Origin of the sequence: Ruminococcus turbiniformis (assembly GCF_020687545.1) — a bacterium.
GTDB classification, from domain to species: domain Bacteria; phylum Bacillota; class Clostridia; order Lachnospirales; family Lachnospiraceae; genus Mediterraneibacter; species Mediterraneibacter turbiniformis.
Window position 1 is genome coordinate 118,565 of sequence record NZ_JAJEQX010000005.1, and the last position, 26,040, is coordinate 144,604.

Below are 26,040 nucleotides of genomic sequence, written 5' to 3' on the forward strand. Positions count from 1 at the left end.
GGGATTTATGTGCTATACTATTCCAATGACTGCAAATGTATGCTGTGCGGTGACCGAGCGCGGCAATTCAATACTTTGCGCATTCAAGGAGGAAGAAAATGAGTTTACAGGTAGAAAAATTAGAACATAATATGGCGAAGCTGACGATCGAGGTGTCGGCTGAGGATGTGGAGAAAGCGCTTCAGGCAGCATATCTGAAAGAGCGCAGCAAAATCAGCCTTCCGGGATTCCGTAAAGGCAAGGTTCCGCGCCAGATGATCGAGAAGATGTACGGACCGGAAGTGTTCTATGATGAGGCTGCAAATCATATGATTTCAGAGGCCTATGGAAAAGCTTACGACGAGTGTGAGCTTGAGATCTCTTCCCAGCCGAAGATCGAGATCACACAGCTTGAGAAGGGCAAGCCGTTCATTTTCACAGCGGAAGTTGCCGTGAAGCCGGAGGTAACACTCGGTGAATATAAAGGACTGAAAGTGGATAAGTATTCCACAAGAGTGACACAGAAAGAAGTTGACGAGGAGATCGACAGAGAGCGCGAGCGCAGCGCAAGAACAGTCGATGTGACAGACAGAGCCGTACAGGACAAGGATCAGGTTGTGCTTGACTTTGAAGGATTTGTGGACGGCGAGGCTTTTGAGGGCGGAAAAGGCGAGAAATATCCGCTGACAATCGGTTCCGGATCATTCATCCCGGGATTCGAGGAGCAGTTAATCGGTGCTGAGATCGGCAAAGAGATGGAAGTCAAAGTGACATTCCCGGAGGATTATCATTCAACAGATCTGGCCGGAAAAGAAGCTGTGTTCAAATGCACAGTTCATGAGATCAAGGCAAAAGAGCTTCCGGAGCTGGATGATGAGTTCGTATCCGACGTATCCGACAAGAGCGAGACAGTAGATGACTACAAGGCTGAGGTAAAGGCCAAGATCAAAGAGCGCAAAGAGCGCGAGGGCAAGCAGAAGAAAGAGGATCAGGCTGTGGAGAAGGCTGTGGAGAACGCAGAGATCGATATTCCGGAGCCGATGATCGACCTGCATACAAGACAGATGGCAGATGATTTTGCGCGCCGCATCATGCAGCAGGGCCTGACACTGGAGCAGTACTTCCAGTTTACAGGACTGTCTGAGGAGAAGATGATGGAGGAGTTCCGTCCCCAGGCTGAGAAGCGCATCCGCACAAGACTCGTGCTGGAGGCAGTTGCAGCTGCGGAGAACATCGAGGTGACAGACGAGCGTCTCGATGAGGAACTTCAGAAGATGGCTGACTCCTACCAGATGGAAGTTGACAAGCTCAAAGAGTTCATGGGCGACAACGAGAAGAAGCAGATGAAAGAAGACATCGCGGTACAGGATGCGGTGACTCTGATTACAGATGCGGCAGTAGAAGAATAGGCAGTATTCTAAAAAGGTGTGCCGGACGGCGCACCTTTTGTCAGAAAAGAGACATTTTCATAAAAACAAAGCAAGATAAAAAGAAGAAAAGAGAAAGAAGAAAGAAGAAAGAAGGGGAATGACGATGAGTTTGGTACCTTATGTCATTGAGCAGACAAGCCGCGGAGAGCGGTCCTATGATATCTATTCAAGGCTGCTTAAAGAGAGAATTATTTTCCTCGGGGAAGAGGTCAACGATGTTTCGGCCAGCGTGGTAGTGGCACAGCTTCTCTTTCTTGAGGCGGATGATCCGGACAAGGACATTCAGCTTTACATCAACAGTCCGGGAGGATCTGTCACTGCGGGAATGGCGATCTATGACACCATGCAGTATATCAAGTGCGACGTCTCCACCGTGTGTATCGGAATGGCGGCCAGCATGGGTGCGTTCCTGCTTGCAGGCGGAAAGAAGGGCAAGAGATTCGCGCTTCCGAACGCGGAGATCATGATTCATCAGCCGTCGGGAGGAGCCCAGGGACAGGCGACAGAGATCCAGATCGCGGCAGAGCATATTCTGAAGACAAAGCAGAAATTAAACGAGATTCTCGCCGCAAACACAGGCAAGCCTCTTGAGACGATCAAAGCCGACACAGAGCGTGACAACTTCATGTCCGCGGCAGAGGCGAAAGAATACGGTCTGATCGACGAAGTGATCACAAACCACTAATACCGGTATGAGGTGAATAACATGGCAGGAAAAATGATGGATGATATTGTGAGGTGCTCTTTCTGCAACAAGACGCAGGCGCAGGTGAGAAAGCTGATCGCCGGACCGAACGGCACCTACATCTGTGACGAGTGCATCGGAATCTGCTCCGAGATCATCGAGGAGGAACTGGATTACGATGACAGAGAGGCGTTTGACGATATCAATCTTCTGACGCCGGAGGAGATCAAAGCGTTTCTTGACGATTATGTGATCGGTCAGGATGAGGCGAAGAAAGTTCTCTCGGTTGCAGTGTACAATCATTACAAAAGAATCATGGCCGGGCAGGATCTCGGTGTTGAGCTCCAGAAGAGCAACATTCTGATGCTGGGACCGACCGGCTGTGGAAAGACTCTGCTTGCCCAGACTCTGGCGAAGATTCTCAATGTGCCCTTTGCCATCGCGGATGCGACGGCGCTGACAGAGGCCGGATATGTGGGCGAGGATGTGGAGAACATTCTCCTCAAGGTAATCCAGGCGGCGGACGGGGATATTGAGCGTGCCGAGCACGGGATTATCTATATCGATGAGATCGACAAGATTACGAGAAAATCAGAGAATCCCTCCATTACCCGCGACGTATCGGGAGAGGGCGTTCAGCAGGCGCTGCTCAAGATCATCGAGGGAACGGTGGCTTCCGTGCCTCCGCAGGGCGGGCGCAAACACCCGCATCAGGAGCTGATCCAGATCGATACGACGAACATTCTGTTTATCTGCGGCGGAGCTTTTGAGGGAATCGACAAGATCATCGAGACACGGCTTGACAGAAAATCCATCGGCTTTAACGCGGAGATCGCCACAAAGCACGAGTACGATATGGATGTGCTTCTTCACGAAGTGCTTCCCCAGGATCTTGTGAAATACGGACTGATTCCAGAGCTCGTTGGAAGGCTGCCGATTACGGTGTCGCTGAATCTCCTCGACAAGGAGGCGCTGATCCGTATTCTCACGGAGCCGAAGAGCGCAATTGTAAAGCAGTATCAGAAGCTGCTTGAGCTGGACGGGGTGAAACTGGAGTTTGACCGGGATGCGCTTGTCGCGATCGCTGAGACGACTCTCGCGCGTAAGACGGGGGCGAGAGGCTTAAGAGCGATCATGGAGAAAATCATGATGGATACGATGTTTACAGTCCCGTCAGATGAAACAATCAAGGAATGCCGTATCACGAAGGATGCGGTTACAGGCAGCGGAAGTCCGCTGTATCTGAGAGATGGCGAGGAACGCAGATCGTTCCTTACATCAGAGAGCGCATAAGACGGCCCGGACAGGGCTTAAGGGGCGGGTGCAATGGAGTCTTTTGTCGGCCATATGTACCCGCTCTTTTTAGGAGGAATATAAATGGACAATGAGATAAAAAGCCTGCCTGTGGTGGCACTGAGAGGGATGACGATCCTGCCGGAGATGGTTGTGCATTTTGATGTGAGCCGGGAGCGCTCTATTGCTGCTGTTCAGGAGGCGATGGCAGAGGAGCAGAAAATCTTTCTGACCGCGCAGAAGTCAATTGATACGGAGAATCCCGGCGTGGAGGATGTGTATGAGGTGGGGACGGTCGGGACGATCCGGCAGATCATCAAACTGCCGAAACATATTGTCCGGGTGCTTGTCTCCGGTGAGACGAGAGGAAGACTGCGCGGCCTGGAATTTTCCGACCCGTATCTGAGAGCGAAAGTAGAGATTATCGATGATTCTTCCGTTACCATTCCGGATGATCTGAATGCTGAGGCGATGGAGCGGGGACTCAAGGATATGCTTGCGGACTATGCCGCGAAGAACGGGAAGATGTCAAGAGAGACGGTTTCTCAGCTCATGGAAGTGAAGGGGCTTAAGAAACTGGTTGATGAGATCGCGGCGAATATCCCGCTCTACTATACAGAGCAGCAGGCGATATTAAGCGAGACGGATTTCTGGAAGCGGTATGAGAAACTCGCGTTTACCCTTGTGAACGAAGTACAGATCATAGGCATCAAAGAAGAGATTCAGAGAAAAGTAAAAGAGCGCGTGGACAAACACCAGAGGGAATATATCCTCAGGGAACAGCTAAAGCTGATCCGGGAAGAACTGGGAGAAGAGTCCACCATATCGGACGCGGAAGAGTTTGAGAACGCGCTGAAAAAACTTAAGGCGCCGAAAGAAGTGAAAGAAAAACTCCAGAAAGAAATCAACCGGTTCAAGAGCTCACTGAACTCACCCGCTGAAAACGGCGTCATCCGCACGTACATTGAGACACTGCTGGAGATGCCCTGGGATAAGGCATGCAGGGACAACAATGACATCGAATACGCGAAAAAGGTTCTCGAGGAAGACCACTACGGTCTGGAACAGGTGAAGGAGCGTATCCTGGAATTTCTGGCTGTGCGTACACTGACAAAGAAAGGAGACAGCCCGATTCTCTGTCTGGCAGGACCTCCGGGAACCGGAAAAACTTCCATCGCAAAGTCTCTTGCAAGGGCGCTGAAAAAGCCCTATGTGCGGATTTCTCTCGGCGGAGTGCGGGATGAGGCGGAGATCCGGGGACACAGGAAGACGTACGTGGGCGCCATGCCCGGACGGATCGCCAACGGCATCCGCACTGCGGGCGTGAAAAACCCGGTTATGCTGCTCGACGAGATCGACAAGGTGAGCACGGATTATAAGGGGGATACGTTCTCCGCTCTTCTCGAAGTATTGGACAGTGAGCAGAACAGCAGATTCCGTGACCATTATCTGGAAGTGCCGCTGGATCTCTCGGAGGTTATGTTTATTACAACGGCAAACACGCTGCAGACGATACCGCGTCCGCTTCTCGACCGTATGGAAGTGATCGAGATCAGCAGCTACACGGAAAATGAAAAGCTGCATATCGCCATGGAACATCTGATCCCGAAACAGCTTGAAAAGCACGGACTTACGCCGGAACAGCTTACGTTCAGCAGACATGCCATCTGGAAGATGGCCCGGAACTATACGAAAGAAGCCGGTGTGCGCCAGCTTGAGCGGGAGATCGGCAATGTGTGCAGAAAGGCGGCAAAAGAGATCCTCACCACGGACCGGGAGAAGATCAGTGTGACAGACCGCAACATTCACCGGTTCCTCGGAAAGGAGAAATACAGCTATCAGATGGCCAACCCGGCTCCGGAAGTCGGAATCGTGCGCGGCCTGGCGTGGACGAGCGTGGGCGGAGACACCCTTCAGATCGAAGTCAACGTCATGCCGGGATCCGGGGAGCTGCTGCTGACAGGACAGATGGGCGATGTGATGAAAGAGTCGGCTCAGGCCGGAATCAGCTACATACGCTCGGTGAGCCGCAGGTATCATGTGGCGGATGATTTCTTTGAAAAGCATGACATCCACCTCCATATCCCGGAGGGGGCGGTCCCGAAAGACGGACCGAGCGCCGGAATCACCATGGCCACGGCCATGCTCTCGGCAGTCACGGAGAGAAAGGTGCGCTCAGACCTGGCCATGACCGGAGAGATCACGCTGAGAGGGCGGGTGCTGCCGATCGGAGGGCTCAAAGAAAAGCTTCTTGCGGCCAAAGCGGCCGGGATCAAGACCGTGCTCATTCCAAAAGAGAACCGGGCGGATGTGGAGGAACTTTCCCAGGAGATTACGAAAGGGCTTGAAATTCTCCCGGTGGAAAATATGGATGAAGTGCTTGAGACGGCGTTCGCCGAATAAAAGGAAAAGACTGTGCAGATGACAGGAGGAAATATGGTAATCAGAAGTATCAATCTGGAAACAGTGTGCGGGGTGACGAGCACTCTGCCTGTAAACGGCAGGCCGGAAGTTGCCTTTGCGGGAAAATCCAATGTGGGCAAATCTTCCCTGATCAATGCGCTGGTAAACCGGAAGTCGTACGCGCGGACTTCCGCCACTCCGGGGAAGACGCAGACGATCAATTTCTATAATATCAACGGGGAGATGTATCTTGTGGATCTTCCCGGCTACGGATATGCCAGGGTGTCAGAACGGGAGAAAGAGCAGTGGGGAAAGATGATCGAGAGATATCTGCACGGCTCAAAACAGCTGAAAGCCGTGTTCCTTCTCATCGATATCCGGCACGAACCATCGGCAAATGACAGGCTGATGTACGAGTGGGTCGTAAATCAGGGATTTGAACCTGTTATAATCGCGACGAAACTGGACAAAATAAAACGGAGTCAGATACAGAAGCATGTGAAAATGTTAAGGGAAGGACTCTCGCTTGTCCCGGGAACAAAGGTGATCCCGTTTTCTTCCGTGACGAAGCAGGGACGGGACGAGATATGGGAGTTCATTGAAAGCGAATGTCTGGAACAAGGCGGGGAGGCGCAGGATGGAGAATAGACGGCCGTACTGGCAGGTGGCGTTGAGTCTTTTGTTCAGTATACTGGCGACGGCGGCGTTTATCGTGATCGGTGTTTATATGATCCGTTTTTTCGCCCCGTTTGTGGTGGGATGGATTATTGCCGCAATCGCCGCCCCGCTTGTCAACTGGCTTGAAAAACGTCTGAAAATTGTGAAAAAACTCGGGTCTGCCCTGATCGTTATTCTTGTTCTCTCGGCCATTGTGCTCGTGATCTATTTTGGAGCAAGCCGGCTGATCACGGAGGTGCGCGGGCTTGTGCGGGATTTCCCGGATATGTACGCTCAGCTGGAAGCTGGGTTAAGGCAGATCGGAAACACGCTGTCCGGCATCTTTGACCGGCTGCCTGACGGAGTGCAGAACGGTATTGACACGGTGGCTCAGAATCTGGATCAGTACATGGGCAATCTGGTGTCGGGAATCAGCGAACCGACCGTGATGGCAGCGGGCAACATTGCCAGACGGGTGCCGTCCTATCTGCTCTATTTCCTTGTGACCGTGATTTCCGCGTACTTTTTCATTGTGGAAAGGGAAGAAGTGCTTGGATGGCTTAAGAAGGTGTCGCCCCAGGCGGTCCAGAAGAGGATGAAGCTTGTGATGGACAACCTCCGTTATGCGGTGGGCGGCTATTTCAAGGCCCAGCTGAAAATCATGGGAGTGATCTTCCTGATCCTCCTGGCAGGACTGGGATTCCTCGGAACAGGCTATTTCGTGCTTGTCGCCATGCTGATTGCGATACTTGACTTTCTTCCGTTTTTCGGAACCGGCACGGCTCTGATACCGTGGGCGGTATACAAGTTCTTTATGGGGGACTACAAGATGACTGCCGCGCTTGTGATCATCTATGTGATCACTCTTGTTGTCCATCAGCTCCTGCAGCCGAAGATGGTAGGAGACAGCGTGGGGCTTAATCCTCTTGTAACGCTGCTGCTTCTGTATATCGGATACAGGATGGGAGGCATCCTCTGGATGATTCTTGCGGTACCCATCGGAATGGTTCTGATCAATATGTGTCAGGCGGGAGCATTTGACTATCTCATCGACGATGTGAAGATACTTGTAAGGGGAATACTGGGACTGAGGGAAGATGGAGAGAAGCCGAAATGATCGTTGAAAAACAGACGGCGGTATGATATGATAGTCACGGGCAGAGACGCCTTAAAAAACAAAGAAATCCGATAATTTTGAGGAGGTAAAAAACGATGAAAAAATATGTATGTGACGTATGCGGATACATTTATGATGAAGCAGCAGGAGATCCGGACAACGGAATTGAGCCGGGAACAGCATGGGAAGACGTGCCGGAAGATTTCCTCTGCCCGCTGTGCGGCGTGGGAAAAGACCAGTTCTCAGAAGTATAAAAAGGCTGCCGATCAGCAGATCAGAAGGCTGCCGTCCCACAGGTGCAGATCAGTGGGCGGCAGCCTTTTATCATTTCAGAAAGGAAAGAAAAAATGAGCAGATATGATGTGATAATAATCGGAGCAGGACCCGGAGGGATTTTTGCGGCCTATGAGCTGACGAAAAAGGCGCCTGAGATGAAAGTGGCGGTTTTTGAGGCCGGAAACCCGCTGGAGAAGAGAAAATGTCCGATCGACGGAAAGAAAGTAAAAAGCTGCATTAACTGCAAAACGTGCGCGATCATGAGCGGATTCGGGGGCGCGGGCGCATTCTCGGACGGAAAATACAATATTACCAATGACTTCGGCGGCACACTGTATGAGTATATCGGAAAGGAGACCGCGATCGGTCTGATGCGGTATGTGGATGAGATCAATGTCCGCTACGGCGGAGAAGGGACGAAGATGTACTCCACTGCGGGGACAAAGTTTAAAAAGCTCTGCATGCAGAATAAGTTAAAGCTTCTCGACGCGTCGGTGCGCCATCTGGGGACGGATATCAACTATATCGTTCTGGAAAATCTGTACAATGAACTGAAGGACAAAGCAGAGTTCAGGTTTAACTGCCATGTGGACAATGTAGAGCTTGCGCAGGATGGATACCGGGTGATTTGCGGGGACACGGTGTACGAGTGCGGGCAGTGTATTGTGTCTGTCGGGAGAAGCGGGAGCAAGTGGATGGAAAAGATCTGCGAAGGACTTGACATCCCGACGAGGTCAAACAGGGTGGACATCGGCGTCAGAGTTGAGATCCCGGCTGAGATTTTCTCCCATCTGACAGATGAACTGTATGAGAGCAAGATTGTATACCGTACGGAGAAGTTCGAGGACCGGGTGCGGACTTTCTGTATGAATCCGTACGGAATTGTGGTAAATGAGAATACGAACGGGATCGTGACAGTCAACGGACACAGCTATGAAGACCCTGCGAAGCAGACGGAGAATACGAACTTCGCCCTCCTTGTGGAGAAGCATTTTTCGGAGCCGTTTAAGGACAGCAACGGCTACGGGGAGAGTATCGCGAGACTGTCCAACATGCTCGGCGGCGGTGTACTTGTGCAGCGCTTCGGTGATCTGATCCGCGGACGGAGAAGCACGGCAAAGCGGATTGAGGAGGGATTTGTACGTCCCACACTGTCCGCGGAGCCGGGAGATTTAAGTCTTGTCCTTCCGAAGAGAATCCTGGACGGCATTGTCGAGATGGTGTATGCGCTTGACAAGATCGCGCCCGGAACAGCCAACGATGATACTCTTCTGTACGGAGTAGAGGTTAAGTTCTATAATATGGAAGTACGGCTGGACGAACATCTGGAGACCCGGCACAGCGGTCTCTATGTGATCGGTGACGGAAGCGGCGTGACCCATTCGCTTTCCCATGCATCCGCGAGCGGCGTGTACGTGGCAAGAGAGATCGCTGAGAAACGGAGAAGCTGAGACGCTGAGAAACTGGGATGACAGAAAGCTGAGATATGATCTTTGTATAAAATGCCGGATTTACAGAACAGAGGCCATGTGGTAAACTTAAGATAAAATTATAGCATGTTTACTAAAAAATGCTAAAAGCAGAGGTGCGAAAAATGAAGAAAAGCTTGATTCAGGTTGCAAGAGGGCTCGTCCCCGCGGATATCGTCCTGAAAAACGGAAAGATTCTGAACGTGTTTACTGAAGAAATTATCACGGCTGATGTGGCGATTGCGGGAGATACGATCGCCGGGATCGGAGCATACGAAGGCGAAAGAGAGATCGACTGTAAGGGAAAGTTTATTGCTCCCGGGCTGATCGATGCTCATGTGCATATTGAGTCGTCGATGGTTTCGCCGCTGGAGTTTGCGAAACAGATCATCCGTACCGGCACAACGGGAATCATCGCGGATCCCCACGAGATCGTCAACGTGTCCGGGGCTGCCGGAATGGATTATATTCTGGATGCCACGGAAGACATTCCGGTGAACGCGTATATTATGATCCCTTCTTCCGTTCCGGCTACAGAGTTTGACACAAACGGCGCGGGAAAGTTTCTGGCGGATGATATGGAGCCCTACCGGTCTCATCCGAGAGTGCTGGGACTGGGCGAGATGATGCGCTTCACGGATGTGCTCGCGGAGCACGGTGAGACAATGGAGAAGCTGGAACGTTTCTCTGATATGATGATTGACGGACATGCTCCGGGAATCAGCGGAAACGACGTGCAGGCGTACAGAGCCGCGGGAGTCAGAGACGACCATGAGTGCGCCGCCGTGGAGGAAGGACTGGAAAAGCTCCGCGCCGGATACAGCATCCTGATCCGGGAGGGGAGCGGAGCGAAGAATGTGGAGACGCTGGTAAAAGGCTTCCTTGAAGCGGGAGTGTCTCTGGATCAGTGTATGTTCTGTACAGATGACAGACATCTGGAGGATATCGAGCGGGAGGGACATATCAATGTGTGCGTCCGCAAGGCGATCGCGCTCGGAGTTCCTGTGGTAAAAGCGTACAAGATGGCTTCCTTCCACGCGGCGAGAGCCTATGGCTTAAGAGACTGCGGGGCAGTCGGCGCGGGATATAAGGCGGATCTCCTGATCCTCGATGATCTGGAAAACGCGGAGCCTGTGACAGTGATCAAGAGCGGAAAAGTCGTGGACGAAGAGTGGCTTGACTCTTTCTCATACACGTTGAAAGATCCGTCGCTTCTGCACACGGTGATTCCGGGAAAACTTGACGCGGACAGTCTTTCCCTTGCGCGCGGCGAGAAGAATCATGTGATGGAGATGGTGCCGGGCCAGCTTCTGACACTGCACCGGTACGAGCGGATCCCCGGAGAGGGGGACCGGTTTGTGCCCGACGGGACCTGCTCCAAACTTGTGGTGGCTGAGCGCCACGGCAAGAACGGAAAGGCCGGCGTATGCCCGATAAAAGGGTACGGAATCCGAAACGGAGCGGTGGCTACAACGGTATCTCATGACTCACACAACATTATCGCCGCAGGCGACAATGACGAGGATATTCTCTGCGCGATCCGTGAGCTGGAACGGATTCAGGGCGGTTATGTGATCGCGTCCGGAGGTATCGTGAAAGACGAACTTCCACTGGAGATCGGCGGGCTTATGAGTACGGAGAAAGCGGCAGACGTGCAGAAAAAGACAAAAGAGATGGTGGAAGAGGCGAGACGGATGGGTGTAAGCGAAGGCGTGGACCCGTTTATCACACTTTCATTTATGGCACTTACCGTAATCCCTGAGATACGGCTTACGGAAGCGGGAATTTTTGATGTGACCAGGATGAAGTTTATGGACTGACGGCAGCGGACTGCAGCAGATGACAGCGGATGAAGCAGGAGGAACAGGATGAAAAACATATTTGGCGAAGATGGACTTGTATACCGTGTGCTTAATAGGGCGATCGATCTGATTCTTCTGAATGTGGTTTTTCTTGTGACATGCATTCCTGTCGTCACCATCGGGGCGGCTCTCACGGCGATGTACAGCGTCACGCTGAAAATGTGCCGGAATGAGGAATCCTATCTTATCAGAAGTTATTTCAGGTATTTTCGGGAAAACTTTAAAAAGTCCACGGTTCTGTGGCTGATCAGCGCGGCTGTCATCCTTGTGCTCGGAGCGGACTTCCTGATTCTGTGGGGAGGCGCTTCCGGGGGAACCGGCGTGCTTACGGTACCTGTTGCGGCGGCTGCGCTCCTTATCTGCATGATGCTGTCCTACTGTTTTCCGCTGACCGCGCAGTTTGAAAATACAGTGTCAAATACGCTGAAAAATTCCCTGATTATCGCGATGACAAGGATCGGCTATACGATTCCCGTCACAGCGGTGAATCTGATTCCTGTTATCCTGCTCGTGCTCGGCGGCCAGCCTATGATATGGGGGATCAGAATCTATCCGATTATCGGATTTGCGCTGGGGGCGTATGTGAATTCGTTTCTGTTAAGAAAAGTGTTCGAGAGATATATGTGAAAACTGTGCAGTGAGTGACGGCGGAAAAGCAGCGGAAAGGCAGCGGAAAAACTGTGTGTTGAGCGTCAGCCGGGAAACAGCAGGAGATCTGGCGGACGGGCGGAGAACAGAAAGGAAGAAAGATGGAAAAAGCACAAAGGACAGGCAGCAGGATATCGGAGTTTTTCAGAAAACACTGGGGTGTTCTTCTTGCTGTTCTTGCGGCCGCGGCGGCAGTGGGATATTTTGTGAACCTGATTTTTATACAGAACAGGGAGACGGTTCTCTCGGTCGTCGTGCTCACGGCGCTGGAAGACACGGAGGAACTGGAGGAAGAACTGGCCGGGATTGTGGAGCCGGATTCGGACGAACGCATTGTGATCCAGTCCATTGACGGGGAAAGCGAGATCAATATACCGGTGATCTCAACCTGGATCCGGGCGGGATCCGCCGACGTGATCATCGGCTCGGAGAAGGCGATGGATCTGCTTGCGAAAAACGGGTATCTTAAGGAACTTGAGACCGGCGGCGGAGAGAATGCCGCGGATACGGACTACATGTGCGGCCTGGCAGAATACGACGATGAAGGAAACGTGGTGGGAACAGGGGAAGAAACGTGTTTCGGAAAATATGTGCAGAAAGAGGCAGGGGTGAATATCGAATACCCTGTAATTGCCACAGCTGTCAATGCCGAACACCGCGAAAATGCCGAAAAAGTCATTGAAGTCCTGTCGGAACAACAGGAATGATAAGCGGCAATAAATATGAAAAGAGGTGCAGTGGTGAGCGTAACCATACGTGATGTGGCGGAGCGGGCCGGAGTGTCTGCGGCAAGTGTGTCTCTTGTCCTGAACAATAAGGAATGCAGGATATCAGAGGAGACAAAAAGGAGAATCATAGAGGAGGCGAATGAGCTTGGATACAGCCTGAAAAAGACGAAGAAGACCGGTTCGGGCCCCCGTCTGGAAAATGTGATCGGCGTGATTTTTTCCGAGAACAGCGATGAGCTGACGGAAGAGTGTTTGAGCGGCATCGAGAATTACGCGTCGATCTATGGCTATTATGTGTTCCGCATGTATTCGGCAAATCAGTCCCGGAAGTGTGCGCAGCAGATTGAAATCGCGGCGGCAATGGGGGCTGCGGGCCTGATTGTCATGCCTCCTTCGGATATGAACTTTGACGGAAACCATCTTATGCTGGGGGAGACACTGAAAAAATCCGGTATTCCCTATGTCCTTCTGGACAAAGCGATTCAGGATGTGTTCTGTGATTTTGTGACTGCCGACAATAAACTCGGAATGAATATGGCGATCGATTATCTGATGGAGGCGGGACATAAAAAAATAGGAATCATTGCGGGAAGAAAGGAAGTTTACAATACGAGAAAACGGGTGGAAGGATACCGGGAAGGATATATTCTGCACGGGTATGAAGTGGATGAGTCCATGATATACTATGGGGATTATACCGAAAGATCCGGTGCCATGGGGGCTGAGCGGCTGACAGCCGCGGGGGCCACCGCGCTTGTCGTCTGCAATACGCGGATGGCCGCCGGAGTGTGCGGGTTCGCGAAAGAGCATAGCCTGTCTGTCGGTGAAGATCTTTCCGTGATCTGTTTTGCCAATATACCGGACGGAGAAGCAGAGGGTATTAAGCTTACCTGCATCCGCCAGCCGGGTGAACAGATGGGGAGAAAGGCCGCGGAAGTTCTGGAGGGAAGGATCTGCCGGAAAGACCTCGGGAGCATGAAGACAAATTATTTTATGCCGTCCCTTCTTGAAGGAAAATCTGTAAAAGTTCTTTCGCGTGAAGCGTGATCTGCATGTTTCTGTTAAAAATGCAGAAAAGACGATGCGTTTTTTGTGCAGTTTGCCACTAAATTTACGTTTACCTGTGTTTATCATATGAATAAAAGAAAAAATAGAATAAATTCGACATGAGATATCAGAAAATTATTAGAAAATTCTAAATTGAATTAAAAAATAGTAAATAAACATATGAGAACAGACGTTATAATTGAGTTGACAAAAGGTAAAATGTAAAATATAATGTGGTTAACAAACAAAAAAATAGATAAACTGATACAAAAGTTTATCTAAGTTTAACAAAAAGAGGAGGTTAGGTTATGAAGAAGAAGGTATTGGCAGTTCTGCTGACAGTATCGATGGTGGCAGGTCTCACTGCCGGATGTCAGGTCTCAACATCAAGTGAGTCGACAGATTCCGGTGACAGCGGAGAGGCCACGGAAGAGGAGGCCGCAGATGACGGCGTCACAGTTCTCTCAGACGCAGATCTTGAGGGAAGAGAAGAAATTACAATGTGGTTCTGGGGCGCAGAGCCGTACGCGCAGGAAGCGATGAAAGAGCTGCTTGTGGACAAGTACAACGCTTCCCAGGATGAGTACCAGCTTGTAGTTGAGTTCCGTCCGTCCGTTGACGCGGATATGAACACCGCCCTGGCGGCGAATCAGGGACCGGATATCGTATACGGATCAGGCCCGTCCTTCGTAATGCCGCTCGTTGAGGCAGGCAAGCTTGAGAACATGGACCGCTACGCAGAGGAGTACGGCTGGCAGGACAAGATCCTTGATGCGTACTATCAGGCGGGAACAGTGGACGGAAGCCTTTACAGCCTTGTAAACGGTATGAGTACACTCGGAGTCTTCTATAATAAGAAAGTTCTGGAAGACAACGGCTGGGCTGTTCCGACAACGATCGAGGAAATGGAGTCCATCATGGACCAGGCACTTGAAAAAGGCATGTATGCATCCGTTACAGGAAACAAGGGATGGCAGGCAGTTAACGAGAACTATGTATCTCTGATGCTGACACACATCGCAGGACCGGATACAATGTATAAAGTACTCACAGATGCTGAGAGCTGGACATGCGACGAGGTGAAGGCTGCCATTGAGAAGACAAAAGAGTGGTGGGATAAAGATTATCTCGCGGGCGACGACTATGTGAACTTAAACTACAGCGAGTCGCTGCAGCTCCTTGCTGACGAGAAGTCTCCGTTCTTTATCGGACCGTCTATCGCGTTCCAGTGGGCTGCTTCCTACTTCACAGACGACAAGGCGGAGAATCTCGGATTTATTCCGTTCCCGGCTACAGAGCAGGTACCGGAGACAACATACACACTGGGCGGCGCTTGTACACTGTCCATCAACGCGAACGCAGAGGACTCCCACAAAGATGAGGCAGCAAAGATTATTGACATGATGATGAACGCGGAGTTCATGCAGGAGATGACAGCAGCATGGCCGGGATACTGGGGAACACCGCTTAAGGATCTCTCCACTGTTGACACAAGCGAAATGGGTTATCTCTCCACAACGTTTGTAGATGTTGTTAAGAGCATCTCCGACGCAGTAAACAACGGTAACTTCGGATACTATGACAACATGTTCTGCCCGCCTGCTACACAGACGCAGATCATTAACATTGAGGAAGTATGGTATGACACCGTTTCCGTTGATGATTATCTGCAGGAACTGGATGAGACATTCCAGGAAGAGTACGATGAAGGGATAGCGCCGTCAGTTCCGGAACCGGGTGCTAACTAAGATATGCAATACGCGGGCTGCCATGGGAGTGAAAACTCAACCGGCGGCCCGTTTTCATCCGGGGGTGCGCAAAGAGGCGCCTGAAAATGCGGGCCGGCATTCCGGATGAGAGCTGGTAGGGTATTTCGCTTCAGATAGGAGAAATCATGAAAAAGAAAAAATTTAACTGGAATTATATACTGGTCGCGCCGGCGCTGCTGATCAGTGTGTGTATCATCTTTATCCCCGGCATTATGACGTTTGTCTTTTCCTTTACGGACTGGAACGGCCTGTCGCCGGAGATCAATTTCATCGGATTCGAGAATTTTCTGGAACTGTTTGACGACCATGTGTTCTTCCGGGCAATTCGGAACAACGTCATATGGGCGCTTCTGTTTATCACGATCCCGGTGTGCATCGGTATGCTGGCGGCCATGCTGCTCCTGACGAGGAAAAAGACAAGGAGCATCTACCAGGTGGCGTTCCTGATCCCCTACGTGCTGGCTCCTTCCGTAAACGCCATGCTCTGGATGAACGTAATCTTCAGCCCTGTTTCCGGCGTGATCTCCTTATTCCGGAACATGGGATTTGACATCGGTTCCCCGCTGGCCAGCATGGAGACGGCCATCTACGGATGTGCGGCGGTTGATATCTGGCACTACTGGAGCTACCTGACGGTCATCTATCTGGCGGCCTTAAGGCAGACGCCGACAGACCAGGTTGAGGCGGCGAGAGTGGAAGGGTGCAACGGATGGCAGCTCTTCCGTTACATTTATCTTCCGAATATCTGGTCAACAGTAAGCCTGATGTTTGTCATGATCGTCATCGGATCATTTACATCCTTCGACTACGTGAAACTGATGACAAACGGAGGACCGGCGCACGCGTCAGAAGTGCTCGGAACATACGCGTACACATTCGCCTTCAGCAACATGCAGGTAGGTAAAGCTGCTGCTGTCGGAATGTTTATCAGTATCTTCGGCCTGATCGCGGCGATTGTCTACACGAAACTGAGCAGAAAAGAAGAGATGAGATAGGAGGGGATGAAAAGATATGGCAGTTGCATCAAAGAAAAAAAGATTTGGAGTCAATTTCGTAATCCATCTTGTCCTGATCATCCTGGCTGTGATCTGCCTTGCGCCGATCGCGCTCGTTCTGATCAACAGTTTTAAGACGAACACGGAGATCGTGAGGAACCCGCTGACACTTCCGGTTATTCTCCACCTTGAGAACTATATCCAGGCATGGAAAAACGGAAACTACGCGGTAGGCTTTCTGAACAGCATCAAGCTGAGCGGGTGTACGGTAATCATTATCCTGATCGCGTCCACTCTGGCGGGGTACGTGCTGTCCGGCAAGAGGGTCAAAGGAAGCGGCGGTATCCTTCTGTACTTTATGATGACGATGACGGTGCCGATCCAGCTCTTCCTCTTCCCGCTGTACTTTGCTTACGCACAGCTTAACCTGATCGGAAATATTCCGGCGACGAGCTTTATCCTCGCGGCCCTCTACATGCCGCTTTCCGTCTTCCTGATGAGAACCTATTTCCTGAATGTTCCAAAGGAACTGGAAGAGTCGGCCAGAATCGACGGTGCGGACACAAAACAGGTGATTCTTCGCATTATGATGCCGGTCGTGTCACCGGGAATGATCACGGTGGCGATTCTGATCGGACTGCAGTCATGGAATGAGTACCTTATCTCTTCCACCTTCCTGCAGGGGGCGAAAAACTTTACCGCGACGCTCGGATTCCTGGCCATGAACGGTTCCTACGGAGCCGACATGGGAATCATGATGGCGGCGGCGTTCATCCTGATCGGGCCGATCATTGTATTCTTCCTTCTCACGCAGAGATGGTTCGTAGACGGTATGGTCAGCGGAGCGGTCAAAGGCTAGAAAGATTATTACATCAGTTGACAGCAGCCAGCCAACTGGCAATTGGGAGGCGGATTTATGTTTGCATAAACATCCGCCTCCTGGTCTTAAGATACGCCAAAAAGGCTGTACACAGCAGATTAGAGACTTGAAAATGGAGGTTATCATGAGTATCAGAGACTATCAGGACACAATCTATGCCGGCGTTCTTGGCAAGATCATCGGCGTGTATCTTGGCAGGCCCATCGAGGGATGGAGCTTTGAGAAGATAAGGGAGACTTTCGGGGAAGTGTGGTATTACAAAAATCATTTCACGGGAGCGCCCCTGATCGTGCCGGACGACGACATATCCGGAACGTTCGCCTTCTTCCGGGCGCTTGAGGACAACGGGTATGACCCGGATCTGTCCGCAGAGGCCATCGGCGATGCATGGCTGAACTATATTATTGAAAACCAGACGATCCTCTGGTGGGGCGGACTGTGCCGGAGCACTGAGCACACCGCGTATATCCGTCTGAAAAACGGAATCAAGGCCCCGGAGAGCGGAAGTGAAAAACTGAACGGAAAGAGCATGTCAGAGCAGATAGGTTCTGAGATCTTTATTGATACATGGGCGCTTGTCAACCCGGGCAATCCTGAAAGGACGGCAAAGATGGCAAGGCGTGCGGCAAGCGTAAGCCACGACGGGCTGGCCATTGACGCGGCGGTCTATCTGGCCGTGATGGAGTCCATGGCGTTTGAGGAGAAAAACCTCGATAAGCTGATGGATGAGGGCCTGAAATACATAGACAATCCGTTCTTCGTAAGTCTTGTGACGGAATTAAGAGAGCGGTGCAAAAAGGCGTCTGACTGGCGAGAGGTGAGAGACTGGATCGCTTTGGAGCACGGCTATGAGAAATACCCCGGAAACTGCCCCATGGTGACAAACCATCTGGCACTTCTGATGGCGCTCATCATGGGCGGCGACGATTTCGGGAAGGCCTGCATGATCGCATGTACCGCCGGATGGGATACGGACTGCAATTCCGGAAACGTGGGATGCTTAAACGGCATCCGCCTGGGGCTGGACGGATTCAATCTCGGTACAGATTTAAGGGGGCCTGTGGCAGACCGTCTGTATGTGGTTACAAGCGACAGCGGCGAGACGGTTTCCGACGCAGTGCTTGAGACGAGGAAGATTGTCCGCGCGGCAGCGGCTCTCGAGGGCGAAGAGATCGACATCCCGAAGGAACGGTATGCCTTTGAATACCCGGGAAGCGTGCAGGGCGTGATTCCCTTTAACGACGTGGTGGAAGAGCAGGTTCTTACCTCCATCGAAAACACGCTGGAATCCACGGGAAAACCGGGATGCAGAATTTCCTATAAAGGACTGGGACCGGGCGTGCACGCGTCCTGCTGTGTGGATACGTTTATCGACTTAAAGCCGAAGGGAGTAGAGGGAACAAGTTATTTCGACGTGCTCTGCTCACCGGTTCTGTACGGCGGACAGGAGATTACGGCTGTGGTGGACGCAGAGGATGACGTACTGCCTGACTTTACATTCTTCATCCAGTACTTTGACGAGAACGATGAACTCGCAGTGAAATATGCGGAGACAACGAAACTGAAAAAGGGGACGAACAGGATTATGTGGGACGCTCCGGACACGGAGGGACACGCCATCTACCGTCTCGGAATCCGGCTCACAAGTGATGTGAGAGCGGATGGAAGCATCATCCTGAGAACTCTTGACTGGGGCAATGCTCCGGTGAGATACGAGATGGGACGTTCCATGGCAATGTCTCCGTCTCTTACACCGTGGACGACGACAACGGCATGGCTTAAGACGTTTGTCTCCTCCGCCGACCATTTCAACCCGGACTATACGGTGACATTCTCAATCTGCCACGAATTCCCGAACGGCGTTGTGACAACGGGAACGAGCGACTGGGACGATTATGAGGTGTCATCCATCATCACCTTCTCCCAGCAGGACTCTGCAGGTCTTGTTGCGAGGGCAAAAGGACACAGACAGTACTACGGGGCCGTATTTACGGAAGGATATGCGCGGATCTACAAGCAGAAAAACACGGAGCGCGTCATCCTTGCGCAGGCGGAATATCCGTATAAGATCGACAGCACATACCGGCTTGCGCTGAAAGCGCAGGGGAATGAACTTGCCTTCTTCGTGGACGGAGAAGAGATTGTGCGCGCAGAAGATCACGACTACGCCTGCGGACAGGCAGGATTTGTCGTTGACTCGGGAGCAATTCTGGGTGACGGATTTATTGTAAGGAGGATCGGATCATGACAGTGACAAAATATGCGGACCAGATCTACGCCGGCGTGCTCGGCAAGATCCTGGGCGTGTACCTTGGACGCCCGGTGGAGGGCTGGAGCTACGAGAAGATACAGGAGACGTTCGGTTACATCAACTACTATGTACACGACAAAGTGGGCGTGCCTCTGATCGTGGCGGACGACGATATCTCCGGAACCTTTGGTTTCTTCCGTGCAATTCCCGACTACGGATATAAGAGAGAGACTACAGCTAAAGAATTTGGAAATACCTGGCTTAATTATATTATCGAGAATAAGACGATTCTCTGGTGGGGTGGACTGGGACGTTCTACAGAGCACACAGCTTTCCTTAATCTGAAAAACGGAATGGACGCCCCGGAGAGCGGTTCCATTGAAGTAAACGGAAAAACACTGGCAGAGCAGATCGGAGCCCAGATCTTCATCGACGCCATTGCCATGGCGTGCCCGAATGACCCGGATCTGGCAGTGAAGCTTGTGCGGAACGCGGCAAGCGTAAGCCACGACGGGCTGGCAGTTGAGGCGGCCTGCCATCTGGCCGCGCTTGAGGCAATGGCGTTTGAGGAGAAAGATCTGGACACGCTGTTTGACCGGGCGGCAAAGTACGTGAACAATCAGCAGCTTCTGGACATCATCGCGGATGTGCGCCAGATCTGTAAGAAAGAGAGCGACTGGAGAAAGGTGAGGGCGTATCTTGATCCGAAATACGGATACGGCGTGTGGCCGGGATGCTGTCATATGGTTCCGAATCACGCCATGGTGGTCGCGTCTATCCTTCTCGGGGGAGACGATTTCCAGAAGTCTATCTCCATCGCGTCTTCAGCCGCATGGGATACAGACTGCAACGCGGGTAATGTAGGAGCTTTCAACGGCATCCGCCTGGGACTTGAGGGAATCAACGCCGGAGCGGATTTCAGGGGGCCTGTGGCGGATCTGATGTATGTGGTGACCTCTGACGGCGGTTCGGTTGTGACGGACGCGGTGAGGGAGACAAGAGAGATCTTAAAGGCCGCGGCCGCTTTCCGGGATGAGAGAATCGAACTCCCATCCTCACGGTATGCCTTCGAATATCCCGGCAGTGTACAGGGATTCGCAAAATGTGAGTATGACCATGGAAACATGGCGTCTGTATGCGTTTCCAACCAGAACGAGACAGACCCGCAGGAGAACGGGCTCCGCATCGGCTGCACGCATGTGGCTGACGGCGTGACGGCCAATGTGTCGACACAGACTTTTATTGATTTTACAAAACTGGCAGCTAATTTCTCAACTGTCGCTTCCCCGACACTCTATTCTTCGCAGAAGGTCCATATGGTCCTGCGCGCGGAAAATCTTCCGTCAGGGGAGGAGAGTGTGCAGGTGCGCCCGTACATCCTGTACTATGATATTGACAACAAGATTCAGGCAGAATACGGGGAAGCGTGGAACGTGACAGAAGATGCGAAAGAATTTGTCTGGACGGTGCCGGACACGGAAGGAATGTCGATCTTCAAACTGGGATGCCAGGTTATGAGCAGAAAACGGTTTGACGGCGCCGTAATTATCCGAAGCATTGACTGGAAAGGCGCTCCTTCGGATTTCGGGCAGAGAGGAATGCTCATGAACTCGATCTGGAATACGAATCCGCTCTGGCTTGCGGGATTCGCAAGCTCCGCAGTACAGTTCGCGGCGGATTTCAACCAGACATACTGTGTGTCCAACGTGGAGGACAATGGCGTTGTCACGATCGGAAGCAGAGAGTGGAAAGACTACAGCGTCGAGTCCACAATCTACTACAGCCTTCACCGGGAGGGCGGACTTGTGGCCAGAAGTGTGGGACATAAGCGTTACTACGCCGCAGTATTAAGCGGATATGGCCGGGCGCAGATTATCCGGGTGAACGACCGGGAAAAGACAGTGCTTGCGGAAGTTCCGTATACATACTGTGAAGATACCGGATACCGGCTTGTATTTACCGTGAAAGGCAAAGAACTTATCCTGGAAGTAAACGGAGAGGAGATCGTACGCGCAGAGGACAGCACCTTCACAGAAGGAGGCGCGGGATTTGTCGTATCCGGCGGAACAATGACCTGTGACAGCCTGATTATCCACGGAACGGAGGCAGAGGCATGAAATATATCGTAGTGTCCGCTGTGACGACGGACGAGATTCATTTTACAGACGGAACTGTAAAGACGGTACCGGGCGGGGCGGGAATCTATGCCCTGTGCGGAATCCGTCTCTGGGCTGACGATGTGACCGCGGTGACCGGCATCGGAGAAGACTATAAAGGGCTCCAGGGAGCGTGGTATGAGAAGAACGGCCTTTCCATGGACGGACTGATGATCAAGGACGCGAAGTCTCCATACACTGTGATCCAGTATTTTGAGGACGGCGAGAGAACAGAGACGCCCAGATACGGTCTGGAACATTTCCAGAAGCTTGAGACGACAGGGGCGGAGCTTGCCCCGTATCTCACAGGAGAGGATCCGGCGGACGGCGTGTACATTTTCAAAAATACAGATGAAAAATTCTGGTCGGACGTACTGGAATTAAGAGACGGGTACAAAGGAAAGATCATGTGGGAGATCGGAGCGGACGCCGCATATCCGGAGAATCTGGACCGGGTGCATAAGATCGCATGCCGGATGGATATCTTCTCCATCAACATGACCGAGGGAAAGTCTCTCTTCGGAACGGACGACAGAGAAAAGGTGATCGAAGGACTGAAAAGCTGGGGACTTCCGCTGATTTTCCTGCGTCAGGGAGCGAAAGGTGCGGTGATGATCACACCGGATCAGACGATGGAAGTTCCCTCCCAGCCGGACGTTAATGTGGTGGACCCGACAGGCGGCGGCAACAGCTCCACAGGCGGCGTGCTCTGCGGCTTTGTTGAGGGATATTCCCCTGAGGTGTGCGGGCGGATGGGAAGCATCTCCGCAGCTATGTGCATTTCCCAGCACGGGGTGCCGGAGCTTATCACGGAAGAGATGAGAAAAGACGCCATGCGCCGCGCCGGGATTGCGGACTGAAGAATCATTACAGAAATTATACATGAGGTGAAGAGATGAGAAGCGACGAGATTCGTGCAAAGAAGTCGATTCAGAAGATCCATGAGGACTATGAATATTATCATAATGTGCCGGAGAGAGGGCTTGTAATAAACGGCCGGCCCGCCATGACGCAGATTGATCCCGCGAAGGTGGGGGATTTTGTCCTGATTACGGTCAGGGACGCCCTGTGCGCTTACGATAAAGATCCGGCAAGGCTGATCGCGGACCGGCTTGAGAACGCGGAACTGATCGGCAGTTCCGGAATGTTCACAAGCTATTCGGGTACATACAAAGGGGCAAAGATTACCGTGGTGAGCGGCGGCAGCGGCTCACCGGAGATGGAACTGATTCTCTATGACTACATGGAGTACACGGACGCGAACACATTTTTAAGAGTGGGCGGCTCCGGCGGTATCGGCGACAGCGTGAAGCCGGGAGACGTGGTGATCTCAAGCGGGGTTGTCAGAGAGGAAGGCATGACGAAGGCATACGTTCCCGCCTGCTATCCCGCAGCCAGCCACTATGAGGTGATCAATGCCATGGTAAAGGCGGCGGAAGGGTTAAACGCGCCTTATCATGTAGGGACAACCGTATCTGTGGACAGCGATTTTATCGGCGGCGGACGTCCGGGAGTGGGCGGCTATATGCAGCCGTGGAACACTGATTTCGCCGGGATCTACAACCGGGCAGGCGTGTTAAACGGAGACAGGGAGTCTGCGGCGATCGTGACACTCTCCGCCCTGTTCGGAAGACGCGGCGGGTCAATCTGTTCAGTGTCGGACAATCTCTGTACAGGAGAAAAATTTGAGGCGGGAACCGGACACAATTACGCGATTGATATCGCGCTGGAAGGGTGCGCGTATCTGGCACAGATGGACCGGGAAAAGGAAGAAAAAGGAAAGAAATACTGGTATCCCGGAGTTTAATACCGCGGGAGAAAAGGAGTTAGATTATGAGCAAATACAGCAATCCGATGAGCAGACAGGTGGAGAGCCTGCCTGAATTGATCAGAAGTCAGTATGAAGATCTGGAACCGAAGGCAAGAACAGTGCTTTCTTTTCAGGAGATCTTCAATATTCAGAGAATTGTCCTGACAGGATGCGGTGATTCCTACGCAGCCGCAATGGCGACAAAGCACGCATTTGAGATGCTCACAGGCATTCCCACGGAAGTGGTGACAGCACTTGAGCTTGGAAGATTTTACTGCAAGAAACACCTGGGAATAGACTGCCGCAATCCGCTTGTCATCGCGGTAAGCAACTCCGGAACAGGCGCGAGAGTGGCTGAGGCGGTTGAGAGAGCGAGAAAGCACGGATGCTTTGTGCTTGGCGTGACAGGAAACCCGGAGTCTCTTCTCGGAGTAAATTCGGATAAAATCTTAAAGCTTGACATTCCTTCTTTTGAGTCCGCGCCGGGAACAAGAAGCTACATGGTGAGCGTGCTCTCCCTTCTGCTTCTTGCGATCCGTTTCGGCGAGGTGCGTCTGAAATATACGATGGATCAGGCCATGGCTTACAGAGAAGATATCAAACGGCAGGCAGATGCCCTTGAATCGCTTCTTCCCGGAATGGAAGACACCTGCGCGTCTGTGGCGGAACAGTGGAAGGACTTCCCGTGCTATGATTTTATCGGAGCGGGATTCGACTACGCGACCGCATGGTTCGGCCAGGCGAAGATTCTGGAAGCAACGGGCAAATTTGCCATGCACATCAACACAGAAGAGTGGTTCCACTTAAACTTCTTTGCCCGGGATGCACGCGAGATGGGAACAGTCGTTGTGGCGAATACGACAAACCCTGCCCACAGCCGTTCCAGGGAACTGGTCAAATACGCGAATGTGCTGCACCGTCCTCTGGTTGTCATCACAGACGGAGACAAAGAAGATTTCGGCGGAGAGGAAGCTGTATATATTAAAGTTCCGAAGACAGAGTATCCGATTACGATGCCGCTGACCCACTTTGCGCCCGTATGTCTGATCGCCTCCTATATTTCAGAGCTGATCGGAGAAAAATACGGAAGAGGATGCGAAGGTGACTGGTCGTTCGCCCAGGGCGGCGCCGGCGTCACAAACAGTGAGATTATTGTAGACTGAGGAGGACATTATGCTGAAGAATTTTAAAATCACCACAAAGTTCAATGAGGTGCATGATATCACAGAGAGCGTGAAAAAGGCTGTGGAGGAAAGCGGCGTAAAGGAAGGAACATGTGTTGTATACAATCCCCACTCTACCGCGGGGCTTACAGTGTTCTCTCCATGGGATCCTGACGGTTTTATCGATCTCGATCAGGAGATCTGCCGTCTGATTCCTACAAGAGTGGACTTTAAACACCAGCACGACACACCCCAGGATGCCGCAGGACATGTAAAATGCGCGCTGCTCGGCATATCCCTTACATTTATCATTACAGAAGGGAAACTTCTGCTCGGCGGATCCCAGGGAATCTATTTCCTTGAATTTGACGGACCCAGGAACCGCGAGTTTTTTGTAAAAATTCAGAGCGACTGATGACACCGGCAGAAAGCTGCCGCAAAAGAGGAAAAGATAAGGAGAGAAAAGATCATGAAGAAAATCATACTTGACTGCGATCCGGGAATGGATGATTCCATGGCCATCGTGATGGCTGCGAAAGCACCGGAGCTTGACCTTCTCGCGGTGACGACAGTGAACGGAAACTATCCGGTGGACGTCACATGCGTAAATGCAAGAAAGACACTTGAACTGCTTGGAAGAACGGATATTCCGGTGGCGCGCGGAATGGCGAATCCGGTTATCAGAAAATCACCCAGCGATCCGTTTACCCACGGAAAAGACGGACAGGCGGAGGCGAACCTTCCCGATCCGAAAATGCCCCTGTGCGAGCTGGACGCTGTGGACCTGATCATCAAACTGGTAAAAGAGAACCCGGGAGAGATTACCCTTGTAGTTACAGGCCCCATGAGCAACGTGGCAATGGCCATGATCAAGGCACCGGAGATTAAGGAGATGATCCATGACATTGTAGCGATTTCCGGTATGTTCGGCCTCAATGACTACGCGTTTATGAACGCAACGGGAGATACGCCCCAGAGTGAATGGAATGTGTATGTTGACCCGGAGGCGTCCAAGGTTGTCTATGAGTCCGGAGTAAAGCTTACTGCACTGGGACTGGATGTTGCGACATACTTTGACGTGGATTTCACAGATGATCAGCTTGCCCTTCTGGAGAAGAGCGACAGAAAAGAGGCCGCTTTCCTGGCAAATGCCGTGCGTTTCGTAAGAGGCAGAGGGTTCGGTGCATACTGCGCGGTCATCGACTGTATGGCAGTGGCATATGCGATCGATCCGACTCTTGTGGAGACATTTGACGCGCATGTAGGAGTTGAGACGAAAGACGGTCTGACACTCGGCATGACAGTCATTGACAGAAGACATCACTTTGTATGGGAGCAGCTTCCGCTCATCTCGATAGGAAAGAAGGCAGACTGCGGACGTTTCCTTAAGCTCCTGCTGGACCTTGTGCTTGCGTAAAGGAG

22 protein-coding genes are annotated in these 26,040 nt (G+C 52.0%); all 22 read left to right on the forward strand.

All coding sequences use genetic code 11. The features are described from left to right. Positions 1-98: 98 nt before the first annotated feature. The 22 genes from tig to LKD70_RS04565 all read left to right on the forward strand — a co-directional run bounded on the left by tig (position 99) and on the right by LKD70_RS04565 (position 26,035). Positions 99-1,388 carry a trigger factor gene (tig, locus tag LKD70_RS04460; RefSeq protein ID WP_227706833.1) on the forward strand — a complete coding sequence of 430 codons (1,290 nt, stop codon included), beginning with the start codon at positions 99-101 and terminating at the stop codon, positions 1,386-1,388. Positions 1,389-1,506: 118 nt separating this feature from the next. After that, positions 1,507-2,094 carry an ATP-dependent Clp endopeptidase proteolytic subunit ClpP gene (clpP, locus tag LKD70_RS04465; RefSeq protein WP_227706834.1) on the forward strand — a complete coding sequence of 196 codons (588 nt, stop codon included), beginning with the start codon at positions 1,507-1,509 and terminating at the stop codon, positions 2,092-2,094. A gap of 21 nt (positions 2,095-2,115) precedes the next feature. Further along, positions 2,116-3,387, forward strand: a complete 1,272-nt coding sequence (gene clpX, locus LKD70_RS04470; RefSeq protein WP_227706835.1) for an ATP-dependent Clp protease ATP-binding subunit ClpX — start codon at positions 2,116-2,118, stop codon at positions 3,385-3,387. 84 nt (positions 3,388-3,471) lie between these two features. Then, the gene (gene lon / locus LKD70_RS04475) at positions 3,472-5,790 is read left to right on the forward strand and encodes an endopeptidase La (protein ID WP_227706836.1); all 2,319 of its coding nucleotides are present in this window, start codon (positions 3,472-3,474) and stop codon (positions 5,788-5,790) included. A gap of 33 nt (positions 5,791-5,823) precedes the next feature. After that, complete coding sequence (gene yihA, locus LKD70_RS04480; RefSeq protein ID WP_227706837.1) at positions 5,824-6,438, forward strand: ribosome biogenesis GTP-binding protein YihA/YsxC; 615 nt, start codon at positions 5,824-5,826, stop codon at positions 6,436-6,438. Beyond that, a complete protein-coding gene (gene ytvI, locus LKD70_RS04485; protein ID WP_227706838.1) occupies positions 6,428-7,564 on the forward strand; it encodes a sporulation integral membrane protein YtvI in 1,137 nt (378 codons plus the stop codon). Before yihA ends, ytvI begins: the two co-directional genes overlap by 11 nt. Before the next feature lie 95 nt (positions 7,565-7,659). Next, positions 7,660-7,818 (forward strand): rubredoxin, encoded by a 159-nt coding sequence (gene rd, locus LKD70_RS04490; RefSeq protein ID WP_265104747.1) that lies wholly within the window; start codon positions 7,660-7,662, stop codon positions 7,816-7,818. A 93-nt stretch (positions 7,819-7,911) separates the two neighbouring features. Continuing rightward, positions 7,912-9,291, forward strand: coding sequence for an NAD(P)/FAD-dependent oxidoreductase (locus LKD70_RS04495; RefSeq protein WP_227706839.1), 1,380 nt, complete (start codon positions 7,912-7,914; stop codon positions 9,289-9,291). A 143-nt stretch (positions 9,292-9,434) separates the two neighbouring features. Next, entirely contained in the window at positions 9,435-11,129 is a 1,695-nt protein-coding gene (ade, locus tag LKD70_RS04500; RefSeq protein ID WP_227706840.1) for an adenine deaminase, read from the forward strand. 48 nt (positions 11,130-11,177) lie between these two features. Next, on the forward strand, positions 11,178-11,798 hold the full coding sequence (locus tag LKD70_RS04505; RefSeq protein WP_227706841.1) for a YesL family protein: 621 nt from the start codon (positions 11,178-11,180) through the stop codon (positions 11,796-11,798). Between the two features lie 122 nt (positions 11,799-11,920). Next, complete coding sequence (locus tag LKD70_RS04510) at positions 11,921-12,526, forward strand: hypothetical protein (RefSeq protein WP_227706842.1); 606 nt, start codon at positions 11,921-11,923, stop codon at positions 12,524-12,526. Between the two features lie 15 nt (positions 12,527-12,541). Continuing rightward, the gene (locus LKD70_RS04515) at positions 12,542-13,594 is read left to right on the forward strand and encodes a LacI family DNA-binding transcriptional regulator (RefSeq protein WP_227706843.1); all 1,053 of its coding nucleotides are present in this window, start codon (positions 12,542-12,544) and stop codon (positions 13,592-13,594) included. A 308-nt stretch (positions 13,595-13,902) separates the two neighbouring features. Then, entirely contained in the window at positions 13,903-15,342 is a 1,440-nt protein-coding gene (locus tag LKD70_RS04520; protein ID WP_227706844.1) for an ABC transporter substrate-binding protein, read from the forward strand. Positions 15,343-15,488: 146 nt separating this feature from the next. Continuing rightward, a complete protein-coding gene (locus tag LKD70_RS04525) occupies positions 15,489-16,358 on the forward strand; it encodes a carbohydrate ABC transporter permease (RefSeq protein WP_227706845.1) in 870 nt (289 codons plus the stop codon). A gap of 16 nt (positions 16,359-16,374) precedes the next feature. Beyond that, complete coding sequence (locus tag LKD70_RS04530) at positions 16,375-17,217, forward strand: carbohydrate ABC transporter permease (protein ID WP_227706846.1); 843 nt, start codon at positions 16,375-16,377, stop codon at positions 17,215-17,217. Positions 17,218-17,362: 145 nt separating this feature from the next. Continuing rightward, positions 17,363-19,486 carry an ADP-ribosylglycohydrolase family protein gene (locus tag LKD70_RS04535; protein ID WP_227706847.1) on the forward strand — a complete coding sequence of 708 codons (2,124 nt, stop codon included), beginning with the start codon at positions 17,363-17,365 and terminating at the stop codon, positions 19,484-19,486. Then, positions 19,483-21,606, forward strand: a complete 2,124-nt coding sequence (locus LKD70_RS04540; protein WP_227706848.1) for an ADP-ribosylglycohydrolase family protein — start codon at positions 19,483-19,485, stop codon at positions 21,604-21,606. The genes LKD70_RS04535 and LKD70_RS04540 overlap by 4 nt, the downstream gene beginning before the upstream one ends. After that, positions 21,603-22,505: a carbohydrate kinase family protein gene (locus tag LKD70_RS04545; protein WP_227706849.1), complete on the forward strand. Its 903-nt coding sequence runs from the start codon at positions 21,603-21,605 to the stop codon at positions 22,503-22,505. The genes LKD70_RS04540 and LKD70_RS04545 overlap by 4 nt, the downstream gene beginning before the upstream one ends. Before the next feature lie 35 nt (positions 22,506-22,540). Further along, a complete protein-coding gene (locus LKD70_RS04550; RefSeq protein WP_227706850.1) occupies positions 22,541-23,452 on the forward strand; it encodes a nucleoside phosphorylase in 912 nt (303 codons plus the stop codon). Positions 23,453-23,478: 26 nt separating this feature from the next. Then, positions 23,479-24,618, forward strand: a complete 1,140-nt coding sequence (locus LKD70_RS04555; protein ID WP_227706851.1) for an SIS domain-containing protein — start codon at positions 23,479-23,481, stop codon at positions 24,616-24,618. A 10-nt stretch (positions 24,619-24,628) separates the two neighbouring features. Beyond that, positions 24,629-25,033, forward strand: a complete 405-nt coding sequence (locus LKD70_RS04560) for a secondary thiamine-phosphate synthase enzyme YjbQ (protein WP_227706852.1) — start codon at positions 24,629-24,631, stop codon at positions 25,031-25,033. A 54-nt stretch (positions 25,034-25,087) separates the two neighbouring features. After that, a complete protein-coding gene (locus LKD70_RS04565) occupies positions 25,088-26,035 on the forward strand; it encodes a nucleoside hydrolase (RefSeq protein ID WP_227706853.1) in 948 nt (315 codons plus the stop codon). Positions 26,036-26,040: the final 5 nt, after the last annotated feature.

What these genes read in the sequence shown, in the direction of transcription:
- tig (WP_227706833.1), top strand. Translation starts at nt 99, where the DNA reads ATGAGTTTACAGGTAGAAAAATTAGAACATAATATGGCGAAGCTGACG.
- clpP (WP_227706834.1), top strand. Translation starts at nt 1,507, where the DNA reads ATGACGATGAGTTTGGTACCTTATGTCATTGAGCAGACAAGCCGCGGA.
- clpX (WP_227706835.1), top strand. Translation starts at nt 2,116, where the DNA reads ATGGCAGGAAAAATGATGGATGATATTGTGAGGTGCTCTTTCTGCAAC.
- lon (WP_227706836.1), top strand. Translation starts at nt 3,472, where the DNA reads ATGGACAATGAGATAAAAAGCCTGCCTGTGGTGGCACTGAGAGGGATG.
- yihA (WP_227706837.1), top strand. Translation starts at nt 5,824, where the DNA reads ATGGTAATCAGAAGTATCAATCTGGAAACAGTGTGCGGGGTGACGAGC.
- ytvI (WP_227706838.1), top strand. Translation starts at nt 6,428, where the DNA reads ATGGAGAATAGACGGCCGTACTGGCAGGTGGCGTTGAGTCTTTTGTTC.
- rd (WP_265104747.1), top strand. Translation starts at nt 7,660, where the DNA reads ATGAAAAAATATGTATGTGACGTATGCGGATACATTTATGATGAAGCA.
- LKD70_RS04495 (WP_227706839.1), top strand. Translation starts at nt 7,912, where the DNA reads ATGAGCAGATATGATGTGATAATAATCGGAGCAGGACCCGGAGGGATT.
- ade (WP_227706840.1), top strand. Translation starts at nt 9,435, where the DNA reads ATGAAGAAAAGCTTGATTCAGGTTGCAAGAGGGCTCGTCCCCGCGGAT.
- LKD70_RS04505 (WP_227706841.1), top strand. Translation starts at nt 11,178, where the DNA reads ATGAAAAACATATTTGGCGAAGATGGACTTGTATACCGTGTGCTTAAT.
- LKD70_RS04510 (WP_227706842.1), top strand. Translation starts at nt 11,921, where the DNA reads ATGGAAAAAGCACAAAGGACAGGCAGCAGGATATCGGAGTTTTTCAGA.
- LKD70_RS04515 (WP_227706843.1), top strand. Translation starts at nt 12,542, where the DNA reads ATGAAAAGAGGTGCAGTGGTGAGCGTAACCATACGTGATGTGGCGGAG.
- LKD70_RS04520 (WP_227706844.1), top strand. Translation starts at nt 13,903, where the DNA reads ATGAAGAAGAAGGTATTGGCAGTTCTGCTGACAGTATCGATGGTGGCA.
- LKD70_RS04525 (WP_227706845.1), top strand. Translation starts at nt 15,489, where the DNA reads ATGAAAAAGAAAAAATTTAACTGGAATTATATACTGGTCGCGCCGGCG.
- LKD70_RS04530 (WP_227706846.1), top strand. Translation starts at nt 16,375, where the DNA reads ATGGCAGTTGCATCAAAGAAAAAAAGATTTGGAGTCAATTTCGTAATC.
- LKD70_RS04535 (WP_227706847.1), top strand. Translation starts at nt 17,363, where the DNA reads ATGAGTATCAGAGACTATCAGGACACAATCTATGCCGGCGTTCTTGGC.
- LKD70_RS04540 (WP_227706848.1), top strand. Translation starts at nt 19,483, where the DNA reads ATGACAGTGACAAAATATGCGGACCAGATCTACGCCGGCGTGCTCGGC.
- LKD70_RS04545 (WP_227706849.1), top strand. Translation starts at nt 21,603, where the DNA reads ATGAAATATATCGTAGTGTCCGCTGTGACGACGGACGAGATTCATTTT.
- LKD70_RS04550 (WP_227706850.1), top strand. Translation starts at nt 22,541, where the DNA reads ATGAGAAGCGACGAGATTCGTGCAAAGAAGTCGATTCAGAAGATCCAT.
- LKD70_RS04555 (WP_227706851.1), top strand. Translation starts at nt 23,479, where the DNA reads ATGAGCAAATACAGCAATCCGATGAGCAGACAGGTGGAGAGCCTGCCT.
- LKD70_RS04560 (WP_227706852.1), top strand. Translation starts at nt 24,629, where the DNA reads ATGCTGAAGAATTTTAAAATCACCACAAAGTTCAATGAGGTGCATGAT.
- LKD70_RS04565 (WP_227706853.1), top strand. Translation starts at nt 25,088, where the DNA reads ATGAAGAAAATCATACTTGACTGCGATCCGGGAATGGATGATTCCATG.